This window comes from Bacteroidota bacterium, from assembly GCA_013360915.1.
Classification (GTDB): domain Bacteria; phylum Bacteroidota; class JABWAT01; order JABWAT01; family JABWAT01; genus JABWAT01.
On the sequence record JABWAT010000007.1, the window covers coordinates 90,349 to 116,803 of the forward strand.

General features: G+C 51.3%; 23 protein-coding genes and 1 pseudogene. 10 read left to right on the forward strand and 14 right to left on the reverse strand.

Annotated features, from left to right (window positions below; genetic code table 11):
• Positions 1-10: 10 nt before the first annotated feature.
• From HUU10_09760 to HUU10_09770, 3 genes are read left to right on the forward strand one after another with little or no spacing between them, the layout of a single operon-like run.
• Positions 11-709, forward strand: coding sequence for a class I SAM-dependent methyltransferase (locus tag HUU10_09760; GenBank protein NUQ81883.1), 699 nt, complete (start codon positions 11-13; stop codon positions 707-709).
• Positions 709-2,244, forward strand: coding sequence for an oligosaccharide flippase family protein (locus HUU10_09765; GenBank protein NUQ81884.1), 1,536 nt, complete (start codon positions 709-711; stop codon positions 2,242-2,244). Before HUU10_09760 ends, HUU10_09765 begins: the two co-directional genes overlap by 1 nt.
• Positions 2,241-3,257, forward strand: coding sequence for a glycosyltransferase family 2 protein (locus HUU10_09770; GenBank protein NUQ81885.1), 1,017 nt, complete (start codon positions 2,241-2,243; stop codon positions 3,255-3,257). The genes HUU10_09765 and HUU10_09770 overlap by 4 nt, the downstream gene beginning before the upstream one ends.
• Before the next feature lie 2 nt (positions 3,258-3,259).
• Here HUU10_09770 and typA read toward each other — a convergent pair whose 3' ends face one another.
• From typA to HUU10_09815, 9 genes are all read right to left on the reverse strand, one after another.
• The gene (gene typA / locus HUU10_09775) at positions 3,260-5,095 is read right to left on the reverse strand and encodes a translational GTPase TypA (protein ID NUQ81886.1); all 1,836 of its coding nucleotides are present in this window, start codon (positions 5,093-5,095) and stop codon (positions 3,260-3,262) included.
• Positions 5,096-5,193: 98 nt separating this feature from the next.
• Positions 5,194-6,039, reverse strand: coding sequence for a methyltransferase domain-containing protein (locus tag HUU10_09780; GenBank protein NUQ81887.1), 846 nt, complete (start codon positions 6,037-6,039; stop codon positions 5,194-5,196).
• Positions 6,040-6,056: 17 nt separating this feature from the next.
• Positions 6,057-7,874: a cation:proton antiporter gene (locus HUU10_09785; GenBank protein NUQ81888.1), complete on the reverse strand. Its 1,818-nt coding sequence runs from the start codon at positions 7,872-7,874 to the stop codon at positions 6,057-6,059.
• Positions 7,875-7,969: 95 nt separating this feature from the next.
• Positions 7,970-9,718, reverse strand: a complete 1,749-nt coding sequence (locus HUU10_09790) for a DUF5060 domain-containing protein (protein ID NUQ81889.1) — start codon at positions 9,716-9,718, stop codon at positions 7,970-7,972.
• Positions 9,719-9,893: 175 nt separating this feature from the next.
• A complete protein-coding gene (locus HUU10_09795; GenBank protein NUQ81890.1) occupies positions 9,894-10,430 on the reverse strand; it encodes a DUF3124 domain-containing protein in 537 nt (178 codons plus the stop codon).
• A gap of 93 nt (positions 10,431-10,523) precedes the next feature.
• A complete protein-coding gene (locus HUU10_09800; protein NUQ81891.1) occupies positions 10,524-10,919 on the reverse strand; it encodes a hypothetical protein in 396 nt (131 codons plus the stop codon).
• Positions 10,920-11,021: 102 nt separating this feature from the next.
• Positions 11,022-12,812: a BspA family leucine-rich repeat surface protein gene (locus tag HUU10_09805; GenBank protein ID NUQ81892.1), complete on the reverse strand. Its 1,791-nt coding sequence runs from the start codon at positions 12,810-12,812 to the stop codon at positions 11,022-11,024.
• A 153-nt stretch (positions 12,813-12,965) separates the two neighbouring features.
• Entirely contained in the window at positions 12,966-13,328 is a 363-nt protein-coding gene (locus HUU10_09810; protein ID NUQ81893.1) for a GIY-YIG nuclease family protein, read from the reverse strand.
• Positions 13,325-13,945 carry a methyltransferase domain-containing protein gene (locus HUU10_09815; GenBank protein ID NUQ81894.1) on the reverse strand — a complete coding sequence of 207 codons (621 nt, stop codon included), beginning with the start codon at positions 13,943-13,945 and terminating at the stop codon, positions 13,325-13,327. Before HUU10_09815 ends, HUU10_09810 begins: the two co-directional genes overlap by 4 nt.
• A 121-nt stretch (positions 13,946-14,066) precedes the next feature.
• On the opposite strand from HUU10_09815, the gene HUU10_09820 reads away from it, so the two are divergent.
• The 6 genes and pseudogenes from HUU10_09820 to add all read left to right on the forward strand — a co-directional run bounded on the left by HUU10_09820 (position 14,067) and on the right by add (position 18,605).
• Entirely contained in the window at positions 14,067-14,687 is a 621-nt protein-coding gene (locus HUU10_09820; protein NUQ81895.1) for a hypothetical protein, read from the forward strand.
• A gap of 8 nt (positions 14,688-14,695) precedes the next feature.
• Positions 14,696-15,019, forward strand: a complete 324-nt coding sequence (locus tag HUU10_09825; protein ID NUQ81896.1) for a transcriptional regulator — start codon at positions 14,696-14,698, stop codon at positions 15,017-15,019.
• A 36-nt stretch (positions 15,020-15,055) separates the two neighbouring features.
• Positions 15,056-15,496, forward strand: a complete 441-nt coding sequence (locus tag HUU10_09830; GenBank protein NUQ81897.1) for a hypothetical protein — start codon at positions 15,056-15,058, stop codon at positions 15,494-15,496.
• Between the two features lie 27 nt (positions 15,497-15,523).
• Positions 15,524-16,072: a sugar transferase gene (locus HUU10_09835; protein NUQ81898.1), complete on the forward strand. Its 549-nt coding sequence runs from the start codon at positions 15,524-15,526 to the stop codon at positions 16,070-16,072.
• Positions 16,073-16,074: 2 nt separating this feature from the next.
• Positions 16,075-17,430: pseudogene (locus HUU10_09840) on the forward strand (B12-binding domain-containing radical SAM protein).
• Between the two features lie 164 nt (positions 17,431-17,594).
• A complete protein-coding gene (add, locus tag HUU10_09845) occupies positions 17,595-18,605 on the forward strand; it encodes an adenosine deaminase (protein ID NUQ81899.1) in 1,011 nt (336 codons plus the stop codon).
• Here add and HUU10_09850 read toward each other — a convergent pair.
• The 5 genes from HUU10_09850 to recJ are packed head-to-tail and all read right to left on the reverse strand — an operon-like array spanning position 18,595 to position 23,601.
• Positions 18,595-20,109: a HAMP domain-containing protein gene (locus tag HUU10_09850; protein NUQ81900.1), complete on the reverse strand. Its 1,515-nt coding sequence runs from the start codon at positions 20,107-20,109 to the stop codon at positions 18,595-18,597. The two genes, add and HUU10_09850, sit on opposite strands and share 11 nt — an antisense overlap.
• 9 nt (positions 20,110-20,118) lie before the next feature.
• On the reverse strand, positions 20,119-20,808 hold the full coding sequence (locus HUU10_09855) for a response regulator transcription factor (protein NUQ81901.1): 690 nt from the start codon (positions 20,806-20,808) through the stop codon (positions 20,119-20,121).
• Positions 20,805-21,404 carry a Holliday junction branch migration protein RuvA gene (gene ruvA / locus HUU10_09860; GenBank protein NUQ81902.1) on the reverse strand — a complete coding sequence of 200 codons (600 nt, stop codon included), beginning with the start codon at positions 21,402-21,404 and terminating at the stop codon, positions 20,805-20,807. Before ruvA ends, HUU10_09855 begins: the two co-directional genes overlap by 4 nt.
• Positions 21,401-21,979 carry a crossover junction endodeoxyribonuclease RuvC gene (ruvC, locus tag HUU10_09865; GenBank protein ID NUQ81903.1) on the reverse strand — a complete coding sequence of 193 codons (579 nt, stop codon included), beginning with the start codon at positions 21,977-21,979 and terminating at the stop codon, positions 21,401-21,403. Before ruvC ends, ruvA begins: the two co-directional genes overlap by 4 nt.
• Positions 21,980-21,999: 20 nt before the next feature.
• A complete protein-coding gene (recJ, locus tag HUU10_09870; GenBank protein ID NUQ81904.1) occupies positions 22,000-23,601 on the reverse strand; it encodes a single-stranded-DNA-specific exonuclease RecJ in 1,602 nt (533 codons plus the stop codon).
• A 302-nt stretch (positions 23,602-23,903) separates the two neighbouring features.
• On the opposite strand from recJ, the gene HUU10_09875 reads away from it, so the two are divergent.
• Positions 23,904-26,423, forward strand: coding sequence for a T9SS type A sorting domain-containing protein (locus tag HUU10_09875; protein NUQ81905.1), 2,520 nt, complete (start codon positions 23,904-23,906; stop codon positions 26,421-26,423).
• Positions 26,424-26,455 lie beyond the last annotated feature (32 nt).

Genomic DNA, 26,455 nt, shown 5'->3' on the forward strand with positions numbered 1-26,455 from the left:
CAAGGATTTTATGTCTGCCAATACCATTGCCGGGATGCATCGCGAAAAGGCACCCGACACCTATTTTTCGAATACCAATCAGAATCTGGTTGATCACTTCCCCGACAAACCAGGCCGAATACTCGATATTGGCTGTGCGGAAGGAAGGTTGGGTGAAGCCATTATTGCCCAGAAACACCCCGAACATTACACCGGAATCGAAGTGGTTCCCGATGTGGCCGAAAGCGCCAAAACCCGCTTGCATGAAGTGCTGACCGGGGAAGCAGAACATTGGCTTCCCACCCTGCCAGATCACTCCTATGACTGGATTATTCTGGCTGATTCACTGGAACATACCATCGATCCCTGGGGGGTGATGAAGCAGGTCAACCGGCTGCTCAAACCCGGCGGACAGTTACTCGTCAGCATCCCCAATGTGCGGAATCTGGGAGTGATTCAGGACCTGATGGTAGGAGGGAAGTGGACCTACCGCCCCTTTGGAATCATGGATCAGGGGCATCTTCGCTTTTTTACCCGCTCATCAATTCTGAAACTCCTCACCGATGAGGGATTCTCCATCCGGCAGTGTTACTCGAATCCGAGAAACCGCTGGAAAAAATTATTTGGTAAATTCATCTCACGGTTGTTGTCACTTCTTATTCTGCAACCAGGTGCCTATGAGGAATTCATCACGGTCCAATGGATCATCATCGCTGAAAAAACCCGCTGATGACCCGTCTCCGCCGGTTAGGCCTTTCCATCATGACCAATTTTATGGCGCAGGGACTTTCCCTTGTCCTTGGCGTGGTGGCCTTGCCGGTGTACATCCGTATTCTGGGTGAGACAGGCTATGGGGTTTATTCCTTTCTGCTGATTCTGATCAACTATCTGGGATTTCTCGATCTCGGACTGAATGGGGGAATCGTGAGGTTTGTAGCGGAAGCCGTTACCCGACGGGATTCTGACCGCATCAGACGTCTGACCGGAACCATCAGCCGGATTTATCTGGTCACCGGCGGAACCGGTGCTCTGTTTCTGCTGGCCGGCTCTGATTGGATGGTCCGGCATTTTCTGAATGATATACCAGCCGATCTTCTGCCCGGTGCGGTGTTGTATTTCCAGCTGGGGGCCGTTGCCTTCCTACTGAATTTATATAACATTTTTTTGTCGGGTTTGCTCACGGCTGCTCAGAAACAATATCTGTCCAACTCGGTCCGGTTTGGGGGCGATAGTCTCCGCTATCTGGCCGGAATCGGAATTCTGCTCGCCGGTGGTGGATTGGTTGGTCTGGCCATGACCAATCTGGTTGTCAATTCGTGTGTGCTGGCTGTTTTGTTTGGGTTGTCCCGCCGGGAATTGGGCACGTTTTCACTGTTTCGTCCGTTTGATCGTGGTCTCTTCCGCGAGGTATTCTCCTACTCCGCTTTTCTGATGGCTTCCACCATAGTCGGGGTGCTGGCGGTTCAGGTCAACCAATTGGTGGTTGGTTATTTGCTTCCCGTGGCAGCCCTGGCGTGGTATGCCGGCAGTTTCGATACGGCGGGGAAACTCTGGCTGATTCCAAAGAATGTTCTGGCGCCTGTTTTTCCACTATGGACCGAAATGAAGGCAAAGGGAGAGAAGGAAAAAATCACACAAATTCTCGACCACTCGGTCCGGTTCATTTTACTGGTCGCCTGGCTTCCATCCCTTCTGCTCCTGATCGATGCCGATGTGGTTCTTTCTCTCTGGATCTCTCCTGGTTTTTCTGATGGAGCTGCGCCTGTTTTCCGGTTAATTCTGGCTGGCGTTCTGATCAATTCTGCGTTTTACGCTGCCACCCCTCTTGCCTATGCATTTGATTTGCCTGCAACGATCACCCGGTTTCAGATCGGTCAGGCCATCCTGAATCTGGCAGGATGTTTTCTGCTCATACCGCTATATGGCATTGCCGGGGCGGGTCTTGCCTTCCTGCTCAGTCAGGTGGTAATCGGACCACTGGTCCTGGGATCGGTACTCAGAAAAACCGGATTGATCAGCCTGACCAGATACCTGAAAACCACGGTCCTTCCCCCGGTCCTGGCGGGACTGGCTGCCGGAGGAACCGGCTGGTTGCTGAAAGTTCTATCGGGAGATGACTGGTGGACAGCCGCATGGCGGATGGGAGTGGTTTCGGTGATCTTCCTGATGATAGCGGACCGGTGGGTGATCACCCGGGATGACCGGATGTACATCGGCCGGTACACACCGTTGGGTAAATGGTTTCCGAAAAAGTTTCCCCGATGAAAGCCTCGGTTCTCTGTCCGACCTGGGGGCATGCTGCCTACATCGGTACCTGCATCGAATCCATACAAAACCAAAGCTGGCAGAACTGGGAATTGCTCATTCTCGATGACGGCTCTCCGGATGATACACAGGCTGTGGTGGCCAGGTACCTGTCCGATTCCAGAATCCGTTATACCCGTCAGGACAATCAGGGCGGAGCGCGTCTGGCTGACCATTACAATGCACTGCTGAATCTTGCAACCGGTGATTTTGTCACCATTCTGGAAGGAGATGATTATGCTTTGCCCGGCTTGCTGGAGGCACATGCCACCGGTTTCATGCAGGGAAATCATGGTGTTTCCTTTAACCAGGTGATTGTGGATGAGGGGAAAACCAATTGGATATCACCCCTGGCTCCTGCCACTGACGAGCAGAAGGAAGAATTCCGGAATGAACCTGTGGGCCGGGCGTTGAATCGTTTGCTGAAGGAATGCTTTATTCCCGCCCAGGGGGCTTCCATCCGGGTGGACGTCTTAAAAAAGACGGGCGGATTCCAGTCGGTTCCCGGTCTGGCAACGGCCGATTACCCCACCTGGCTGAAACTGGCTCAGGTGACCCGATTTCACTTTATTCCGGAACCGCTGGCCGTCTGGCGCCGGCATGAAAACCAGGCTACCAAACAGAAAGTCGTGCCTCTGACCGAAATCATGGTGCCGGTCCTTATCCAGACATTGGAAACACTGCCTGAGCCGTTGAAGCCGGTTGTCACGCTTCAACTGTCCGATCTGAAAGCTTTCTGGGACAGACGGTATGTGGAAATTTATTACCGGGCAGGGAAGTATAAGCTCATGGTGGGCGAATGGAAAGCCGGCCGTCGCTACTTCACCGAATCGCTTTCCCGATGGCCGGCCCTGATGCCGGCCACCCGCCTGCTGTCTCTTGCAGGCTGGGTGCTTTCCTGGTTCCGGATCAATATGAATCTGGTTTCCGGTCTTGGGCACCGGCTGGGGAAAACCCGGCCAGCCGGTCGCTGAAATCAGGTTTCTGAAGCCGACTTCCGCTTTTTCTCCCAGATTTTCCGTTCGTTTTCATCCAGTATCCGCTTGCGCAGACGGATGGTCTGAGGGGTTACCTCGATCAGTTCATCATCGTTGATCCATTCAAGGGCTTCTTCGAGGGTCAGCAGGCGGGGAGGAGTGATCTTCAGCGCTTCATCCGAGCCGGATGCCCGCATGTTCGTCAGTTTTTTGGCCTTGTTCAGGTTCACCACCAGGTCGAATTCCCGGTTGTTTTCCCCAACGACCATGCCGGTATAAACCGGTGTGCCTGCTTTAATGAAAAAGATTCCACGGTCATCGAGATTGTTAAGCGAGTACCCGTTGGCCTCGCCATTTTCCATGGCAATGATGGCCCCGTTTTTCCGTCCGCGGATTTCGCCCTTGTAGGGTTCGTAACCGTAAATCGTGTGGGTCATAATACCCTCACCGCGGGTATCGGTTTTAAATTCGTTCGAATAACCAAGCAGACCACGGGTCGGAATGTGAAAGGTGAGACGGATCACCACATCGGAAATGTGGTGCATGTTCATCATGTCGGCCTTACGCTGACCGAGTTTTTCAATAACCACTCCCATCGACCCTTCGGGCACGTCGCAGATGAGTTCCTCGATGGGTTCACAAAGCTTGCCCTCTATCTCGCGCAGAATAACCTCGGGCGCAGATACCGCAAATTCATAGCCTTCGCGGCGCATGGTTTCAATCAGGATGGAAAGATGCAGTTCCCCGCGTCCGGACACTTTAAAAATATCGGCCGATTCGGTGTCTTCCACCCGCAGCGCCAGGTTGGAAAGCAGTTCCTTGTACAACCGGTCACGCAGGTGCCGGCTGGTCACGAATTTGCCCTCTTTTCCTGCAAAAGGAGAGTTATTCACCATGAAATTCATGGTCATGGTCGGCTGGTCAATGGAGATGGAAGGCAATGCCACCGGGTTTTCAGGATCGGCAATGGTTTCTCCAATGGTGATGTCATCCAGACCACTGAGTGCCACAATATCACCCGCTTCGGCGGATTCAATTTCAACCCGGGTCAGTTTTTCAAATCCGAACAGTTTGGCAATTCTGAATTTGTTGATGGCTCCGCCCTCGCGGATCCGGACCACCTGGGTATTGGTCTGGATGTTGCCTTTATAAATTTTCCCAATGGCGATGCGACCGAGATAATCGTTGTAATCGATGGAGGTGACCAGCATTTGCAGGGGCTCATCAAAGGCGACAACCGGTGCCGGGATCTCGGTCAGGATTTTATCGATAAGCGGGAAGATGTTTTCATCAGGGTCTTCCATTTTGTGTTTGGCAATTCCCTGCTTGGCAGAGGCGAACACATACGGAAACTCGAGCTGATCCTCGTGGGCGCCCAGTTCGATAAACAGATCGAGCACCATGTCATGCACCTCAACCGGACGGCTTCTTGGCCGGTCGATTTTATTGATGACGACGAGTACTTTCAGTCCGGCTTCGAGCGATTTCCGAAGCACGTATTTGGTCTGAGGCATCGGACCTTCGAAGGCATCGACCAGCAGCAGAACTCCATCCACCATGGAAAGAATCCGCTCGACCTCGCCACCAAAGTCGGCGTGACCAGGTGTATCGACAATATTGACTTTATGGTCCTTGTAGAAAAAGGACGCATTTTTACTGAAAATGGTGATTCCGCGTTCGCGCTCGAGTTCATTGCTGTCCATGACCCGGCGTTCGACCTTCTGATTTTCACGAAAGGTTCCGGTTTGTTGCAGGATGGCATCGACCAGGGTGGTTTTCCCGTGATCAACGTGGGCGATAATGGCGATATTCCGAAGGTTTTCCCTGCGCTTCATTCAACTCTCTTTTTAGGAAGGCGCAAAGTTACAACCGGGTATCGGGGTAACCAATTTCTGTGCAGATCAGAATCCGCGGCCCGGGTCGGAAAAGGTTTTTATCCGCCTGTCTTTCTGGCTACCAGCAGCCGGTACTTCCAGAGTCCGGACTTCAACGCCTTGTATTGGTAGTACCCGGACCGGTAATGGATTGCTGCGTACCGCCGGGCACCAATGAAAAAGTTGTAGAAAACCGATGGAAGTGCACTCAGCCAGAAAGCAAGGTACATCCGCCGGGCTGTTGGCAGAATCTGACGGGACAGGTCTTCATCCCGGAGGAGCGTGAATCCGGTTCTGGTCAGCGGCTGAACAAAATTGGTCTCACTGTTAAAGTCCGAAATGGCCCAGGTGGCGCCCCATTTTTCAATCCATCTGCAGGGATCGGGACGGCCGGTGAGAAAATAGTCCGCAATAATCAACCGGCCGCCTGGTTTCAGAATGCGGTTCATCTCATTCAGAAAGGCCGTTTTCGGATGGGCATGACAACTGCTTTCACAAGCAAGGACGGTATCGAAGGTGGCATCGGCAAAAGTGGTCCGGGTGAAATCCATGACCTCGAAACGGGTCCGGTCATCGGTTCCTTCCTGAATTGAAAACCGTTTGGCCTGCTCGGCAAGTTCATCATAGAGGGTAATGCCGGTAACCCGGCAACCGGCCTTTCCGGCAATGGAGATGGAAATACCGCCCACACCGCATCCGGCATCGAGCACATCGCCCACAGGCTCACCGGTAACCACGTCGGTCAGAAACCGGGTCATGTTTAAAAGAGAATCGTGAAGGGACCGTGTTTCAGAATCCCACAGACCATAGTGAAGCGAACGGGCATCCAGCAGTCCCCAGGTCCGGTAATGACCCAGGGTTTCGCGGTAGTAGGCCGTTATATCCTCTGTCTGATGGTTGGACATTTTCTGCTGCTGCCTGATCAGCGGATCACTTCCTGACGGGTGGTCAGACTGTCAATTTCCTGCCGGATGGAAGATTCAATGGATTCGGTGGATCCGGAAAGCTTCAACTGAATGATTCCCATGAGTTTATCTGCAGCCAGCAACCGGGGAAGCAAAACGTAATCGGCCCCCTCGGCATACATTTTCAGCGCACGCTCGGTGCTTTCAGCGGTTACAATGATCATTGCATGCGGACAAAGGTCCTTCATCTGGCGGATGATTTTCAGATTGTCAGTTCCCACCAGCAATGTATCCGGAATGGTTGATATCACAATTTTTACATCGTGAATGCCGGCATGGTGCAGAGAATCGGCATGACTGATGTCGCCATAGACGACTTTAATGCCCATGCTTTGCAGGGAAGCATGAATTTCCGGATTGAAATCGACCACCATCAGTTTTTCCTTCAGCTGGCTGGCGATTGAACTTTCCCGGTGAATGATTTCGTGCAGCAGGGAACTGGCTGTCCGGTGAAAACCCAGAAGGGCAATGTCCTTTCCGGGTGTGCTTTCATCTTCTGCGGAAGCCGATTCCACTTCTCTGAATCCGACCCGGCGCAGACCTGAGGCCATCCATTTCTGAATGGGATCGCTGTAATTCACCAGATAAGTGGAAACCACCGATGTGATTACAAATACGAAAATGATGACCGCCAGCGTATCCTGACTGATATGACCGGCTGCAAGTCCGAGAGCAGCAATGACAAGTGAAAACTCACTCAGCTGCGCCAGATTAATCGACGTAAGCAAACTGACCCGCAATCCGTTTTTCATTTTGTACAAAACGGGAAAAATGGCCAGGAACCGCGAGGCAATCAGAAAAAGGGAGATTCCAGCAGCGGCAACCAGCACCATCGGATTTCCGGACGGATCTGGAATCTGCATGCCGAGTGAGACGAAAAACAGGGTGATGAAGAAATCGCGGATATTGACAACCTTGGCAATAACATCCAGGTTGTAGGGAAAGGTCGAAATGGCAATACCAGCAATCAGGGCTCCCATTTCCACAGACAGATCCAGTAAGGCAGCAGCCCCGCAGACCACAAAACACCAGGCAAGCGAGGAAACCAGAATCAGCTCGGGCACTTTGGCTACCGACTTGAACAGACTGACCAGAAGATACCGGCTGGTCAGCAGACTGAGGGTTACCAGCAATCCGCCTTTTGCAAAGGAAAGAAGAATCGAAATTACATCGGGATTGGCCAGGTTGGGTTGAATGCCAAGCATGATAATGGCCCAGATATCCTGGAAAACGAGGATTCCAAGCGTCAGGCGTCCGGCCAGGGTATCGAGCTCAAATTTGCTGTAAAGGAGTTTTACAACGATGGCGGTACTGCTCAGCCCCAGACAGCCAGCCAGATAGATCAGATCATAACCGGGATCGGAAAAGGAATAGCCAAGAATGAGAAAAAAACCAAGCCCGAGGACCACGCTGATGGGGAATTGCGTGAATCCGCTGATGAGAAGGGAGGATCCCGAACTTTTCAGTTTCTTGATGTCAATTTCCAGTCCGATCAGAAACAGCAGCAGAATCAAACCGAAATGAGAGATCGCCTCGATATCCGCGATGGTCGCGATCAGTCCGAATCCGATATTGGGACCAATGATCAGACCCGCCGCCAGATAGGCGAGCAGAAGAGGCTGTTTAAACCGGTATCCGATGTAGGCCATGACCGTTGCGGCCAGAATGGCAATTCCCACGCTGCGGATGACATTTCCCCCGCCTTCACCGCCACCGGCCATGGCCGCAACCGGAAATGCAATCAGCAGAATGAGCAGCACAACGAACCGGTTCATGGTTTTCTTTCTCCTTGCATCCGATAAAAATCGGGCAAGTATACTCCTGAAAGGGAGTGCAAACCAAATGGGAACCTGTCTGATTCCTGTTCTGATCAGTCCAGAATCAATATCACGTCGGTTCCTGCTTTCATGGCCGGGAGGGAAAGCTGCAATCCTTCACTGCTCTGATGGAAACCACGATAATCCGTTTCAGCTAGTGAATCGCACAGGACCAATTTTCCCCGGGCTGGCTTTCCGGTGTGTTCCTTCAGCTTCAGTTCCACCGGCTTGTCAGATCCGGAAGACTTGTAGACATAAACAAACGTCGTTTTTCCGCACCGGACAGCCAGTGCCTGCACGTCGTCAGAAGGTGCCGTCACGGGAATGGACGTAAAGGCACCCTGGCCGGCCGCCATCATCTGATTATGAATCTGTCGCACGGACTGAAACGTGCCGAACATGCCCCGGTTCTCGAAATACTCCCACCACCAGCTCATGGGAAGCACCGGCGTTGGTGAAAACAATCCCAACCACAATCCGCGCTTAAAATCGCTGTCCATGTTGCTGCCGAAGTCATCAAAGTTTTTGCTCCAGTCCCACTCATATCCGAATTCACCGATCACGTAGGGCTTTCCATACCGGTCGGAATAGTCCCTGATGATTTGAGGAATGCCGCTGGTGTATTTATAAACGTGTTTCTGGTTGATATCGATGTCAGGAATGCTGTTCAGCCCTTTCACATCCATGTGAGAAATGCTGGTGGTGACCAGATGCTGGTACGGATCGTTAACCTTCAGCCACCGGCTCATGTCGGTATGCCAGTCGACCACAGCAAGACGACGTGAATGATCGGTGGTATCCTTGTCGAAGGACAGATAATCGACCTCATTGAAAAATTCCCACATGGCAATGGATGGACTGTATCCCCAGCGGGCAATGAGGTAGCGGAGACGGTTTTTATACTGCTGTCTGGCGGCCGGATTCAGAAAAAAGTCTTTTGCATCGGCAGCGGGTCCACCATTTTTACTGTTATAATTGTTAACCTCCCATTGACCACCCATATAGTTTCCGGCCTGATCCAGTGCGAGCATGATGAAAATGCCCAGTGAATCAGCCAGGGTGATCACTTCATCCATCCGCCTGATGGCATCCGGATTGAAATAATCGTCTGAATTCCGGTAACGGCTGGTGTTCGGACTGACGATCCGGGCCTCTATCGGCAGATTCCAGGGACACATCCAGATGCGGGTGAATGACCCGCCATTCCGGTTCAGCAATCCGAATAAATGGCCATAGTTAAACCGGGGATTTTCGTGAAGCGCCTTAAAATATTTCGAATCATCATTGCTTCGGGATTCCCAGCACAGGTTGATTCCGATTCCACGGTAATACTCCCCATTATCGAACCGGAAGGTCCAGTCTGAATGTGGGTTGAGAAAACCACGTTTCATTGTGGGACTGACGTTGAATGCGACAGGATTTGTGGTGCTGGTTAAAATGCCTTTCAGCGTAAGCCTGAACCGGATCTGATACTCCCCGCTTTCGCGTGGAGTGAACCGTGCGTTCCAGGCAGCCTGACCCGGGGACGTTGCTTCAAAAAAGCACGGCAACACCACCATCTTTCCGGATGGACTCGTTGCGACCAGATCGAGGGCGATTTCTTCCTGAAGGAAGGGATTGGCAACGGGGACTGCCACGTTGAGTACCCAATCGGACCGCTCATACAGTGCACCGGAAGACGGGGATTTCACCACGCTGATTGGTTCCGTTGCCTGAACGGGTGGCGGTATCAGTAAAAGCGCCACGCCTGCACAAAGAAGGAAATATTTTATCAGTCTGATAAAAGGCATTATCAAAGTCATGATGAGAGTCCTTAAAATGGATTGACCGGCCGGATAAAAACCAGCCTGGTAAAAACAATCAGGCCAGGGCTGCATCCGGAATCTTGAACAGGTTACAAATCCCGTACCGGGTTATAAAAACACTGTGAATGGAAGAGTCAGAAGGCCAAGTGCCGCCGGGAACCACTCCGGGTTGTTATCTGATTTCCCGGATGATCTTTCCCTGATTGGCGAAGGCGGTGGATTGGTTGGTGGTCATTTTCGCAGTGATGCTTTCGATAAGCGGTTCATTCACTGCATCGGTTGCCACCCATTCGATAAGGAAATTGGCACCGGCACCGCTTTTGTCTTCCAGAGGCACCGGAAAGTCCACGGTGGCCAGGGGCGGAACCACCCGCGGAGTTCCTTTCAGAAAATCGTGAACCGGTTTTCCGTCATTGTCGAAATACAGAACCTGGGTCAGGGTAATGGAGGAGCTCAGGTCGGTATTGTGAATGGCCGCAAAGGCCGTCATGTCGGCAACAAACTGATCCTGACTGACCACATACGGAATGTTGGAATAGACCGGCAGGTAAATCAGCTGACCTCTGACAGGTTTGTATGGGCCTGTTTTTATGACCAATTGCGTGGAATCGAAGGTAACCGGGGTTCCGTTGGTGAAGGGGGCAGGCTGTTTCTCTGCGCAGGACATCACCAGAAGAAAGAAAGGGATGGAAAGTAAACGGTGGAACATGACGGCCTCCTGACTATCCGGACCGGAACATACAAAAAACAGATATGAAAAACAGCCGGTAAAGGGCAAACCGTTTACCGGTTTTCATTCCGGTTATCTGGCCAGCCGGGCTCCCAGCCAGGCCATGGGCAGATAAGCTCCGATCAGATCGAGCAGGGTAAACCAAAGCGGTGATGGCAACATCATGACATTGATGATTCCGCCGATGAGAAACAATCCTCCTATCAGGAAGGCCAGCGGCACCTGTTGGGAGGTAGCAATTTTGGCGGCCAGAAAGGCACCAAGCAGGGTGCCGAGTGCATGAGCAAGAAACGGAAACAGGAAATGGGCCGGTTCCATGAGGGCCATGGCCGCCTTCAGCCCTTCCATGGTGGTCAGATCGGCACCAGCAGGCGGGGGCACCACCATCGGACCCACTGTGACAAGGGCCATGTTTAAAACGCTGCCACCAACAATGCCTGCAATCACAGCCAGAATATTCCGAATCATAAAAGCCTCCGGTAAAATGGGAATTGGTTAACTGAATGGGTCGCTGGCAATATATTCAAAATCTGGGAAACCGGCCAACATGTGGGTTTTCAGATTCACAACCTACTTACTCAGCACCATCTTGCCGGTTTTCAACTGGTCACCGGCGATTAACCGGTAGAAATACGTGCCGCTGGCCAGACCCGTGGCATCAAAAGAAATATCATGAATACCCGCCGGTCTGGGTTCATTGATGAGAACCGCAACCGGACGACCAAGCACATCATAAACAGTCAGTGTGACCAGAACAGAGGCAGGCAATTGAAACCGGATCATGGTTTCGGGATTAAACGGATTCGGACTGTTGGGAAACAATTCAAATGCACCGGGGTTACCAGACCCTTCCACCGACACAAACGGACAAGAACCCCACTGTGGTTTATTTTCTGGAGAGAGGGGGCTGTTTAACGAAAACCCATCTGGTTCTGAAAGAATATTGCTCACACACCAACCAGAAAGGTTTTGGTTGAATGAAATAGCATCAGCAAACATGTTGCGCATATGCCACACAGTGGAAACCTTCCAGTTGCCAATTGGTTGATTGAAGGAATATGCCTTATAAAACATTGCTTGAAAGCTCTGCACGGAAGACACATCCCATTTTTCAATGGGGTGGTTGAATGCAATTGCGCCCTCAAACATATTATCCATAGCAATTACGGATGATACGTCCCAATTACCAATTGGTTGATTGAAATCTGCTGCAGAAGTAAACATTCTGGCTGTGATAATTACAGACGAGACATTCCAATTTCCAATTGGTTGGTTAAAACTGGTTGCATTTTCAAACAGTCCAGTCATGTTAGTAACTGAAGATACATTCCAGTTTCCGATTGGTTGATTAAATTTAGAGGCGTCTTTAAACATCTCGAACATTGATGTTACTGATGATACATTCCAGTTTCCAATTGGTTGATTAAAAACCTTGGCATTATTAAACATTTGGTAAGTATATTTTACTGAAGATAAATCCCAGGTTCCAATTGGTTGATTAAATTTTGCTGCATTATAAAACATGTTTCCCATCAGGGTTACAGCAGATACATTCCACATATCCAATGGTTGGTCAAATTCATTAGTAAAGCTAAACATGAAGCTCATAACCGTAACCGAACCTACATTCCAGTTTCCGATTGGTTGGTTAAATATCGATGCACCACCAAACATGCCGAACATATTTGTTACTTTTGAAACATTCCAATCACTTAGTGGATTGTTAAATTTCTTTGCACCACCAAACATTATGCTCATGTCAGTAACATTTCTGACATCCCAGTTACCAATAGGTTGGTTGAATTCTAAAGCATTTTCAAACATTCCAGCCATAGTTGTGACTGATGACACATTCCAATTACCAATTGGCTGATTAAAAGCAAATGCATGAGAAAACATCCAGCTCATATCGGTTACCAGAGAAACATTCCAGGTCTCGAGTGGTTGATTGAAGGAGTTAGCGTTATAAAATAATGACTCAAAATTAGTAGATGACGAAACATCCCAATTTTCGATCGATTGATTAAATGTTTTTGCTCCAAAAAACATCTTCCTCATGCTTGTCACGGAAGACACATCCCAGTTTCCGATGGGCTGATTAAATGTTGTTTTATTTAAAAACATACTGCTCATATCCGTTACCAGACTAACGCACACTTTGGTGAGGTCGGCTCCTTCATCCCGGCGTTGGATCAGGAGAGCCCGGTCAACGGCTTCGTAAGTGACTCCATCAATCTCTCCTTTGTCGCCGGGTTGGGCGTCTTTGCAGGTTACGCATCCACGTTCGTTGATGCTGAAGGTTTGGGCATGTGATGGGGTGGTGAACAGTACAATAAAAAGGAACAGGATCAGGTGTTTCATGGTCGATGTGTTTGTGAGTTGTTTCATGTCGTATTTCAGTCCGGAATTTCAGCGAAAAAAAATGGAAGAAGGCCGGGATCAGAAGGAAAGAAAACGCCATTCAGCGCAGTTGGTTTTCTTTCTGGTCGGATAAAAATACAAAATATTCCGTTTTTACGCCTTTTTCTGCCCATGATAGCCCCGGTCACCGGTCGGATCGAGTTTTTCCATCCAGAGAGCGAGGAGGGATTTCATGTCTTCGGTGTAATTCCGGTCGGTTTCATCGGTCGGGTCGAGTCGGTCAACAACCGAAAGTTCAAATGCCTGCTTTCCCAACCGGGAAAAATCTGCTTGTAACTCACGGTTCCGGTGACTTCCCATTTCCAGTTGAAACAGGTGACGGTTCAGAGAGCCGGGCAGATTTAAGCTCCAGTCCAGAAAAATCTTGCCACTATCCAGATTTTTTATCTGAAAAATGCCCATGGGCTGAATGGTTTCCTTGTATTGCCTTCGGACTTCGCGCTGGTTCATGCTCATGGTTGTGGCTTTCGTAAAAGAATCCGCCGGAAAAGACCGCCGGCATCGGCATCTGTATCCGATAGAATCTCAAGTCCGGTGGGGGAAAGAAGTGACTCGGCCTGCCGGGTCAGGTGAGTGGCTAGAAAGGCAGATGGAAGGTTCAATAACCGTCGCAGAATCGTGGGTTTCTGATTCCTTCCGACAAACTTATCGAAAACGGCCACAGTACCGCCGGGTTTCAGCACCCGCACCGTTTCTCTCAGGCAGGCATCCGGGTCTGGAATAACCGCCAGAATCAGATGAAGAACCACATGATCGAAGGACGCATCGGGAAAGTCCAGATGGTGTCCATCCATGACAAGCGCTTCAACCGGCCGGTTCAACCGTTCCGCCCGTTTTTTCACCCGCGCAATCATGGCGGGGGTCAGATCGGTCGCCACCACCCGGCAATTTGCAGGAAAAAAGGGAAGATCCAATCCTGTACCGGCTCCGATAAGAAGTACGCTTGCTCCAGGCTGAATCTGCAGTGAGTCAACCGATAAGCGCCTGGACCGGTTAAACAGTGCAGCCACTCCATCATAAAATGGTGTGTAAATGGTGTAGCGGATCCGGTTCCAGGTGTTGGTGTTAAACATGGGGTGCCCTCCGTTCCAGAGCGGAAAATCCGCATCCTTCAGGTCAGAAAAAAGTCCCCTGCTTGACTTGATGGGGTCTTTGCTTCAACTTTGTACCACAAAGTACTTTTTAGGAGAACAAATGACGCCTTCCTCCCAACCCGATTTCCGGCAGGATCTGGCCGAGATCCGAACCATGATGGAACGTTCCTCCAAATTCAAACCGCTGGTCGGACTTTCAGGCGTTCTGTCAGGCTGTTATGCATTGGCAGGTTCAGCTGGGGTCTGGTGGGGACTCGGTTTCAGGCCGGTCTCGGTGGTGAATCCTCAGATTCCTGACCTGGTGGTAGCCGGTACAGTGATTGTGGCCATTCTGGTCCTGCTTGCGGCGCTGATCACCTCTGTCTGGATGTCCTGGCATCATGCCCGTCGGATAGGGACCTCATTGAATTCACCACCCGCCCGCCGCATGATTGGTCAGGGTCTGACCCCGTTGGTTACCGGCGGAGTCATTCTTCTTATCCTCCTGTCGGAAGGACTGACCGGCTGGATGGCACCGGTATCCATGATTTTCTATGGTCTGGCCATGGTCAGCGCAAGTCCGTTCACACTTGAAGAAAGTCGCTGGCTGGGTCTTGTGCAGATTGTTCTGGGGCTGGCTGGTCTGGTTTTCCCATTGTTCGGAATTCTGTTATGGGCTCTCGGATTTGGTGTGGTGCACATTGGGTTTGGCTGGATCATGTCGGTCAGGTATAACCAGTGAATCAGACGATGAACGGCTATCAGAAGGCCTTCGAAAACCGGATCCGGTTGGGGATCATGTCGGCCCTGTCGGTGAACGACCGGCTCAGTTTCAATGAGCTGAAAGAGCTGCTTACGCTGACCGACGGCAACCTGGCCAGCCACCTGAAAAGTCTCGAAAAGGAAGGCTTTGTGGTAGTCTCCAAATCCTTTATTGGCCGGATTCCCCATACGACTTACTCCATGACCGATTCCGGCCGGATAGCGTTTATGGACCATCTGAAAGCCCTTGAAGCTCTGATTGGTCTGGTTAATCGGTCGGCCGGACCTTCAACCGGGTCCGGATCGGACTGAAGAAATCCCTGATTGTGATAAAAAAGGAATACCGGCATGATTCTGTTTAATCTGAAAGCACTCGAATCCAGGCTAAAAAACCGGGAAATGACCCAACCGGAGTATTTCCGTTATCTGATGGCCAACTGGCTGGTCTTAGGAACGCTTTCCTTTCTGGTTGTGGATGACCAGTGGGACAACCCCGGGGTGGCTGGCATGCTGCTGATTATTCCGGCTGTTGGCGTGTTGCTGGGATACCGGTCGAACCGGAAGGGAGACAATGCCGATTTTCTGAACCGGTTTATTAAGCTTCATTTTGTAATCGGTATGCGGTTCTTTCTTCTGAGCATCGCTGTGGTGCTGTTGGTTGCCCTGATCGGTCAGTTTATCCCCGATCATCCGGTGAAAGGATTTATTCTGGGCGGTTCGGTTATGGCCGTCATGATTGGCTTTTATGGGTCGCTGGCCCGGTCAGTCGGTTGTGTGGCCGGCAGATAATGATCTTAAATCAGAGACCGGATTGAAATGAAACGCCTGTTTGATCTCACCTTTTTCCTGCTGGCCGTCCTGATTTTTTCCTTGCCGGTCCTTCTGATTTCACTCACTCTGTGGTTCGTGGAACGGCATCCGGTGTTTTTTAGGCAGGAACGCATCGGAAAAGACAAGCAACCATTTCAGATCCTTAAATTCCAGACGATGGTGAATGGCATTCCGACACCCGTGGGTGCTCTGCTGCGCAAAACAGGTCTGGATGAGATCCCCCAGTTTTTTAATGTACTGAAAGGTGACATGAGCATTGTGGGACCCCGGGCGCTTACAAGGCAGGATATCGACCGGCTGGGATGGAATGATGAGTATCATTCAGCCCGCTGGAGTGTGCTGCCTGGTATTACCGGCCTGGCCCAGTTGTATGGTGGCCAGCATCGGAAAACCTCCTGGTTCTGGGACCGGCATTACCTGAAAAACCACCCCCTTCTTCTGGATGCAGGCATTGTGGCGGTTTCCTTTATGATGAACCTTTTCGGTAAAACGAGGGTCAGGCAATACGTGTTCGGACGGAAGGATCTGAAGTAACCATGAAAGTGAAACTGATTCTCCCGGCGCTCGCCGAGGCCGAAAGTCCCTTTTGGCGTCCCATCAAATATTCGCTGTTTCCACCTCTCGGACTGGCGACGCTGGCTGCCTATCTGAATGAGGATGATGAGATCGAGCTTCAGGATCAGCACGTGGAAACGCTCACTCTCGATGACTATCCCGACCTGGCGATTATTCAGGTGTACATCACCAATGCTTACCGTGCATATGCCATTGCTGACCACTACCGGAAAAGGGGCGTGTATGTGTGTCTGGGAGGCCTGCATGTGACCTCTTTGCCCGATGAAGCGGCTGCTCATGCCGATTCCATCTTTCTGGGGCCGGGTGAGGAAACATTTCCGGACTTTCTTCACGATTTCCGGCTGAAACAGCCAAAGAAACGGTATCAGTCCGGTAACCGGACGCTGGACCGGCTGCCTCCGATCCGCCGGGATCTGATCAAACGAAACCGGTACCTGGTTCCCAATTCCATTGTGGTGTCACGCGGCTGCCCGCATCATTGCGATTTCTGTTACAAGGATGCCTTCTTCGAAGGTGGAAAATCCTTTTACACCCAACGGGTGGATGATGCACTTGCCGATATCGACCGGCTGCCGGGACGTCATCTGTACTTCCTGGATGATCATTTACTGGGTGATGCCCGGTTTGCTTGGGCCCTGTTCGATGGGATGAAGGGCATGAACCGGGTGTTTCAGGCCGCGGCTACCATTGATTCCATTCTGCGGGGTGACCTGATTGAAAAAGCTGCTGCGGCGGGTCTGAGAAGTGTCTTTGTCGGATTCGAAACCTTGTCACTGGCCAACCTGAAACAAAGCAATAAGAAACAGAATCTTGGAAGGGATTACACCCGGGCTGTCAGCCGGTTGCACTCCCTTGGCATCATGATCAACGGCAGCTTTGTATTCGGATTGGATGACGATGACCCCGATGTTTTCAAACGCACCGTGGAATGGGGCGTTTCACAGGCTATCACCACAGCCACCTACCACATTCTGACACCCTACCCGGGTACCCGGTTGTTTCAATCGATGGAATCGCAGGGCCGGCTTCTTACCCGAAATTGGGATTTATACGATACCCGTCATGTCGTGTACCAGACCCGGAATCTGACGGCAGAAGAACTGAAGGTAGGGTATGACTGGGCCTACCGCGAATTTTACCGGTGGTCATCTATCCTGTCTGCAAGCCTGAAACATGACTCTCATCAGCATAAGCTGAAACATCTTTTGTATGCGGGTGGGTGGAAAAAGTTTGAGCCTCTGTGGAATCTGATAATTAAAACCCGTCATCTGAATTCCATGCTCCCGTTTCTGGAATCCATTCTCTCAGAGGTGAAACGCAGTCCTTCCCTTCAACCGGAAGCGGACCTGCCTTCACCGGCTGGTCAACCCGTTCCGGAAACACTTTTTACCGGAAAAATCCTAGACTGACCACCGGGATTGGCAATGCTGCAGACCATGGGTTGAATTTAATCCGCACAACAACCACCTTTGTCAGGACCATGAAGACCCTGACTGTGACCGATTACCAGGCACTCCCGAAAGTGGAGTTGCATCTGCATCTTGATACCTCCATGCGGGTGGATACCATCCGCCGGTTCCTCATCCGTGAAGGCTATGAGGTTCCCGAACCGCTCGATCAGTACACGGTGGCTCCGGCCAAATGTGAGAATCTGCTCGAATACCTCCGTAAAATCGATCCGGCCCTCGATGCGCTTCAGAGTGCCGAAGCCATCGAGGAAACGGCCTTCCAGATGTCTGAAGACCTGGCAGCCAACGGACACATCTACGCCGAAATCCGGTTCGCTCCCAACCTGAATATCCGTAAAGGAGAAACGGTGGATTCCATCTTATCTGCGGCCATACGCGGATTTGAACGCGGGAGAAAAACATTCGGAGTCGAGGTGGGCATTATTCTCTGCATCCTGAGACATTTCACGCCTGAACAGAATGAATCGGTGACCGATTTAGCCCTCAGACGTCCGCAGGATATTGTCGGGTTCGATCTGGCAGGGGATGAAAATTTCAGCGGAATGAGTCAGAAACATCATTTTGACCGGGTAAGGGAAATGGGTATTCCTGTGACCATTCACGCAGCCGAAGCCTGGGGTCCGGACCGCCTTGAAGAAGCCATCCGGCATCTTGGAGCCAGGCGCATCGGTCATGGCGTGAGGCTGGAAGAAAACCCGGAATTGTTACGTGAACTGATTGACCGCCAGATACCGCTGGAAATGTGTCCGACCAGCAATGTGCAGACCAATGCAACGACCGATTTTTCCAGTCATCCCATCGATCGGTATCTGCAGATGGGTGTGGCGGTAACTGTGAATACCGATGCTCTGACGGTGACTCCTTCGACCCTGTCGCAGGAATATGCGGTTCTGAGTAAAACCTTCGGCTGGGGGCTCGAACAGTTTATCCGCACGCAAAAGACCGCCATCTCGACGCTTTTTCTGCCAGACCGGGACAAGCAGCGGTTACAGACTCAGTTCGATCTCAGAATCAAACGCTGACTTCGGGACCATCGGCTTCATCGGTGACCGGAGCCTCCTGCCGCAGGATGAAGCTGAAAGTGGTTCCTTTGCCCACCACCGATTCCACCCGGATGTGACTGTGGTGTGCTTCCAGAATGTGCTTCACAATGGCCAGTCCCAATCCGGTTCCTCCCAGATCCTTGGACCTGTGTTTATCCACCCGGTAAAACCGCTCGAAAATCCGTGACAGATGCTCAGGTGAGATCCCCGGCCCGGTGTCGCTGATGGAAACGCGTATTTCCCCGCTCTGATACGGATCCGTCCGGATGGTGACCGATCCGGTGTCGGTGTATTTAATGGCATTATCAACCAGATTGGTGAACACCTGAAACAACCGGCTTCGGTCGGCCCAGATCTCGGTCGGGCCGGGAGTGAATTCGGTTTTCAGAATCAGTTCCTTGTCATCGGCCCGCGGTTTCAGGTCCTCGACCACCTCCTCTATAAGGCCGCGAAGATCCATCAGAGCCAGGTTCATTTTCAGTTCACCGGTTTCGATGCGGGAAATTTCAATCAGGTCACTTACCAGGTTATTCAGGTGCAGACTGTTTTTGTGAATTTTCAGCAGGAAAGTCCGGTTCACTTCCTCGTCTTCCATCGCTCCGTCGAGCAGGGTTTCCACAAATCCCTGAATGGTGAAAATGGGCGTTTTCAGCTCATGGGATACATTGGCCAGAAATTCGGACCGGACTCGTTCCAGTTTCTTCAGTTGCCTGATGTCATCGACCAGTTTTTCGGCCATCATGTTGATGGATTTTCCAAGAAAGCCCAGTTCATCCGAGCTGGTCACCGCAATCCGTTCCTGCAGATCGCCGCGGGTGATTTTTCTGGCCACGTTCACCATTTCAAGCACAGGTTCTGCAAACCGGTCGGCCAGATATTTGTAAATGATGATGCCGCCGATCAGGAGAAGCACCGACACAATCACAATGCCGGTGATGTAGGTGAGGTAGTAATCGTTCAGCGTGTTCAGCGCATAACTGACCCTGATGAATTTCACCCTACCGATTCCATTGAGCGGAATGGATTCACCGAGCATCCGGGCCACATAGAACTGTGAAATATCCACCGAGGTCGATTTCCGGATGTCCTCTCCGTAGGGTTCAGACATGGATTGAATGATTTCGGGCCGATGCAGGTGGTTTTCGAGGTGCAGAAGTCCGGGGGTGGGGAAACTGGAATCATAAATCACGGTTCCCACCGAATCAATCAGCGACAGTCTGATTCCAAATTCGGCTGAAAATCGTGTCAGAACGGTGTTTTCGGTTTCAGCGGGTGTTTGTGCGTCCTGTTCACGAAGCAGAAAGGCCCGCCAGAAGTTGGCATTGTAAACCAGTGATTCGCGCACAGACCGGTACGTGTTTTCCCGCACGGCCCAGATGGAAACGATGGCAAAAACGATGACCGTCAGGGCAAAGGTGATGTAGAATAGAATGGCCAGTTTGGCAGGTAACCGCTGGAACCACTTGATGGAAAAAACCGGCATGGAAACAGATCAGGCGTTGATTTTATATCCGACACCGCGTGCCGTGACAATAACATCCTGGTACAGTTTGTCGCGCAGTTTGCGAACGTGAACATCCACCGTCCGGTCCCCGACCACCACATCCTGTCCCCAGACCGAGTTTAAAATCTGTTCGCGCGAAAAAATGCGGTTCTTGTTACGGGCCAGAAAGTACAGTAGTTCAAATTCCTTGCGGGGAAGCTGATCGGTTTTTCCCTTGTACGTCACCGTGTAGGTGGCCGGGTCAATTTCGATTTTGCCCAGCCGGATGATATCCTGTGGGGTGCTGTTCACTGCCGGAATGCTGCGGCGTAGCAGGGCTTTGATGTGGCTGATGAGCACACGCGGTGAAATGGGTTTTTTCAGATAACTGTCGCTGCCGAGTTCCAGCGCCAGAACTTCATCAATTTCGGAATCCTTGGCCGTCAGGAACAGGATCGGAACATCGTTCCATTTCTCATTGGCCCGAATAATTTTACAGGTCTCGAGACCATCCATCACCGGCATCATCAGATCAAGCACCACTGCATCGACCTTTTCAGATTCCAGCATGACCAGTCCTTCTTTCCCGTTTCGGGCGGAAATGGTATGAAACCCCTCTTTTTTAAGATTATAGACAAGCAGATCGCGGATATCCTGCTCGTCATCCACGACCAAAATGGTTTTTTCTGCTGATTTCATCGGACAGTCTGCCTCAGTGCTAATCGGACCAGTTCATCGGTTTTCAGGTCGGAGTTTCCGGCTTTGACCACGTCTGCAACGGTTTTCCCGGCAACTGACCGTGAAAATCCCAATGCAACAAGTGCAGCAACCGCATCTTCCTGATGCTGATTGCCTCCGGCAGCGATCCAATCGGACTGACTGACGGGGGAAAGTTTAGAAACTTTATCCTTTAATTCAACTATCAGGCGTTCGGCCATTTTCTGACCAACGCCCGGAATGGTCTTCAGCAGGCGGATATTGGCATGGGCAATGTGCTGAATAAAGTCATCGACTTTAATGGCACTGAGGATGGATAAGGCAATTTTGGGACCGACCCCGTTTACCGAGATCAGGTGAAGAAACAAATCGAGTTCCTGCTGGTCGGCAAATCCGTACAGGAAATGACCATCCTCGCGGATGGCATAATGGGTGTTAAGCCGGACCGGTTCACCGGCAGCCGGCAGCCGGTCAAAGGTCTGAAGCGAAATGGAAATCCGGTAACCCAGACCGCCGGTATCGATCAGTACATCGGTGGGCGATTTGGCAACCAGTGTGCCTTTGATAAATGCAATCATGAGACAACCCGTCCGGGATTCTGTTCAAGGAATTTTCCCCAGGCCGACCGTTTTCCTCTCGATTGTGATTGGGTCAGCGCCTTTACCGGGGAGGAACCGGGGCCGGTCCGGAATCCGGTGGATAGCGCAATGGCCAGGGCATCGGTCACGTCGTAGGGCTCGGGCGCTTCGGGCAGATTCAGCAGACGGGTGACCATGGCAGACACCTGCGGTTTTCCGGCATTTCCATTGCCGGTGATCTGCCGTTTAATCTCGCGCGGGGAGAGTTCAACAATCTGCAAACCAGCCTGGGCTGCCGACAGAAGAATCACGCCCCTGGCATGTCCCAGTTTCATGGTGGAGGCCACGTTTTTATTGATAAAGGCGGTTTCAATTCCAAGATGGCTGGGTTGGTAGGCCTCGATCAGGGTGTTCAGCTTCGAGAAAAGTGTGACCAGCCGGTCATGAATGGGAAGCCGTGCATCCAGACGGATAAGTCCGGCCGCCAGTTGGGTCTGCACCTGACGTTCGAACCGGATGATTCCATATCCGGTTTGCCGGGTTCCCGGATCGATGCCAATGATTATCAGACTCATACGATCCGGATTTCCATGAATTATCGGATGTCTTTCAATTGAAGCTGGAGTTGGGAATTGCCATTCCAGACATTTTCGTTGATGGAATACACCATTTCCAGCGACCGGGCGTTTGGCAACACCAGCGGGTAATAGCTTTCCATGTTATAACCGATCACTTCAAAGGTCGGTGAGTTTTTTTGCCGCACTTTAAACTTCAGATGACCTTTTCCCACAATGCTCGGGTAACCCACGACTTCCAGTTCCTGACTGTGGAAAACCGGACGCATGTTGTCGGGACCATGCGGCTGAAACTGTTTCAGTACCCGCCAGTAACGGTCATTGATCTCGGTCAGATTTAAGGGGGTATCAATCTGGATTTCCTGCACCAGTAGGGTCGGATCCATGGACCGGCTCACCACTTCATCAAACCGTTTCTGGAAGGCAGGGATGTTTTCGAGCGCAACCGATAGTCCGGCTGCATATTTATGTCCGCCAAACTGAACAATCAGGTCTTCGCAGGCTTTCAGTGCTTCGTACACATCAAACCCGTTGATGCTTCTGGCCGATCCCTTGGCCACACCCTCTATGGTGGTCATCAGAACGGTCGGCCGGTAATATTTTTCCACCAGCCGGCTGGCCACAATGCCAATCACACCGGGGTGCCACGCCTCATTGTGAAGCGCGATTGAGAGGCCCGAATTTCCCTTCAGATACCGTTCGGCCACCAGAGAGGCATCAATAAAAGTGCCTTCATCGATCTGTTTCCGGTTGGTGTTTTCAGTTTCGAGGATCGACGCAAAATCAAGTGCTTCCGGGACCGATCGGGAAATCATCATCTGAACAGCCCGCTTGGCATCTCCCAACCGTCCGACTGCATTGATCCGCGGACCAATGGAAAAGACGATCTGAGAGGAATTAACGCTGTCGAGATGCAGGCCGGTTCGTTTTTCGATGGCAATCCAGCATGGACGGGGATTTTCCTGAATAATGGTCAGCCCCATCCGGGTCAGAATCCGGTTCTCGCCGATCAGGGGGACGATGTCAGCGGCGACCGCCACTCCGACGAAATCGAGAAACGATTCAGAAATGGACGGATCAATACCCATCTGACGGGTCAGTCCCTGAGTCAGCTTGAAGCCGACCCCGCAGCCGCAGAGTTCTTTGAACGGATAGGAACAATCCGGCCGTTTCGGATTCAGGATGGCCAATGCCTCGGGAAGGTGTTCGCCGACCGTGTGATGATCACAAATGATCAGATCAATGCCCCGTTCGCGGCAGTACAGCGCCTGTTTAACCGCTGTGATTCCGCAATCGACCGAAATGATGACTTTAACGCCTTCAGAATGGGCATGGTCGATTCCGGAAAGTGCAATGCCATAACCTTCCCGGATCCGGTCATTGATGTAGTAGGAAACATCGGCTCCGATCTCGCGCAGAAACGAAAAAAGCAGAGCCGTTCCGGTGGTTCCATCGACATCGTAATCGCCATACACCATGATTTTCTCATGCTGACGGATGGCTGATTCCAGGCGGTTCACCGCCCGGTCCATGTCTTTCATCAGGAAGGGATCGTGGAGCTTTTCTCTCGACGGTCTGAAAAAATCACGTGCGGCATCATAAGAACTGATTCCCCTGTTCATCAGAATCCTTGCAAGGGATTCCGGAAAAGGGCCACTCTCGGTCCGTAATTCCTCCGAGAGTCTTTTCAGTTGTTGGTCGTCGATGTGATTAAGAAAGGTCCATTTATATTTTGTCTGCGTCTTGGGTTCACTCATAATTGCTTGGAAAATACGCAATTTTCCCAACTGCATCAAAGGAATTCCGGATGTCATCAGGTCAGCCGGGGTCCTGACTGGCCTGAAGGGGCCTCAGGGGTGCACCCGGAATTATTTTCGGTATTTTTTCTGTTATATTTAAAATCTTAAAAGACAAGAGGATACGCATGAAAAAACTTTTAGTCGCTATGGTGCTGGTCATTCCGGTTACGGTATGGGCACAGCCGGCCGGCCGGATGGTTGTGGAACACACCTGGGTCCATGACGGAAACGGCAATCTGATCTGCCAGGAAAACCACCGTCATGAGTCGTTTATGAAAATTCAGGCCGATGAAGCGGTAACCAGCCAGTTGCGGTTTGTCGAGGAATCCTTTGGTTCTAAAAGTGGCGGATTGGATATCATCCTGAGAGCTACGGCACAACTTGATCAGTTCCCTGATGCTAAAACGGCGTTTGTCAATGCAGCCGAAGCACTCGAAGCCATCATCCTGACTCCGGCAGTGGTGGTCATTGACGTGGATTACGGACCCACCCGGTTTGGTTCGGCCTGGTCCAGTTCTTTGGTAATTGGTTCTACTTCTTCAGCCATTTCATTGGCTACGTCTGGAATCAATGGCGGTGGATCCGCAGTATCATCCATTCAGTTCGCCGACAGTCTCTATTCCCGGAATCCGGGATTTGCAGACTTGTATTTTTCGATTCCCAATCCCATCGAAGCGGAAACCGGTACTGTTGAGGAAATTTATGGTACCCGTCCCAATCTGCAGGCGTTGGGTTTTTACAGTCTTCAGACCTCACCGAACATCACTTACGGTCAGACCCCCAACATCGGCTTTAACAGTGCCTTTACCTTCGACCTGAATCCGAGTGATGGAATCACAGCCGGGAAAACCGACTTTCAGGGCGTGGCCATTCACGAAATCGGGCATGCGCTTGGTTTCGTCTCTTCGGTCGGATGGGGCTCCGCTGCATGGATTGCGATTTGGGATATCTTCCGTTTCCGTCCGGGTGCAGTAAAAAACTATGAAGATTTCAATGCACAACCCCGCGTAACCACCGCTGGTCCCTCCACCGTTGGTGGTGACCATGTGTTCTGGGAAGGTCTGGCCGAATATGCACTTTCCACCTCGAACGGAAACGGCACCGGTGGCGATGGCCGTCAGGCTTCTCACTGGATGGATGATGACCTGCGCGGAGCCGTACCTGCTTCAGAACGGAAAATCGGAATCATGGACCCGACTGTTGGTGCTGGCGAGAAGCTGTTTATCTCGGTTGCAGATAAAAGGATGCTCGCTGTGATTGGCTGGGATGTGGAATTTGGTTTTGTTGCCAATCCGGTAACCGAAGCAAGTGTCTATTCTGACTATACCACTCCTACCTCTGCGGTCGTCAGCTTTATCACTCCCTCTTCGTTGTACAATGGAAAGGAGCTGAGCGACTGGAGCATGATCGTCGAGCGGAATGGTACAAAAATTTATGAAAATGCCTCTGCAGGACCTGCACAATTAACCACCCTCACCGATGAAGGTCTGATAACCGGTACATCCTATACCTATCGCTTTTACTCACTTCATGAATCGGGTGATACTGGTATCGTCATTTCCAAAGTCCGTGTGGCAGGGGGCTCTTTGGTCCCGTCAGGAGTTGAAACGCTCAGCAATCTGAACAATTCATCGGCAGTTGCCCTTGAGTTTGCCATTCCGACGAAACATGATGATGGAACCCCGCTTCATAACCTGCGGGGATATCAGGTCGTGCGATCACCAGGCGGCATAACGGTTGAAGGAACCCTTTCATCCACCGATACCGGTAAAACCATTCAGGTGATCGATATTCCTCCCGGAAAAACGGCACGGAATTACCGGTATGACATCCGGATACTGGGAGAGGGATCCGAAGCCTATGCCAGTGGTGCCTCACTGGTGGTCCGGCTGGGAAGCACCCTTGCCACTTACAGTGAAAACATGGATGGATCTTCGAAGAAGGTCATTCCGGCTGGAGGATGGGGATATTCGTCCACAGCTCTGTCCGGAGAATCCAGTCTCGGCATTACCAATCTGAACGGAACGGTGAACAGCTCGGCGTATCTGCCTTACCTTCGCCTCAGCAGCGGAAACTCGGTTTCCTTCCAGACAATTTGCCGCATCACCGGCTCGCGTGGCAGCGGAGTGGTAGAATTGTCCGATGATTGGGGGAAAACCTGGAAAACCCAGTTAACCCTGACTTCGGATTCCTACACAGAATGGGCATCTGGACAAAACGTGTGGAAAAAACAGACCCTCGATCTCCGTTCCTGGGCCAATGACACCGTTCTGGTCCGGTTCCGTGCCGATTACAATTCTGCAGATACCGATTTCGGCTGGTTGATTGATGATGTGGAGCTGGGAGTGTTCACCTCGGTGGAAGGTGAGGGACAACAACCATCCCGACTCACATTGGATCAGAATTACCCGAATCCGTTTAATCCCGAAACACTCATTCGGTTTACCCTTCCGGTTACAGGACAGGTTCAATTAACCGTATCCGACATTCTGGGTCGAACACTGGCCACACTGATCAGCGAAACGATGCCGGCAGGCACTCACAATGCCGGATTCAATGCGGCCTCGCTTCCTTCGGGTGTGTATTTCTATCAGCTTCGGTTTAACGGTCAGACCCTGACCCGAAAAATGACCGTTGTGAAATAACGGCTTTAACTTTCTTTGTTAAGGGGTTGTCT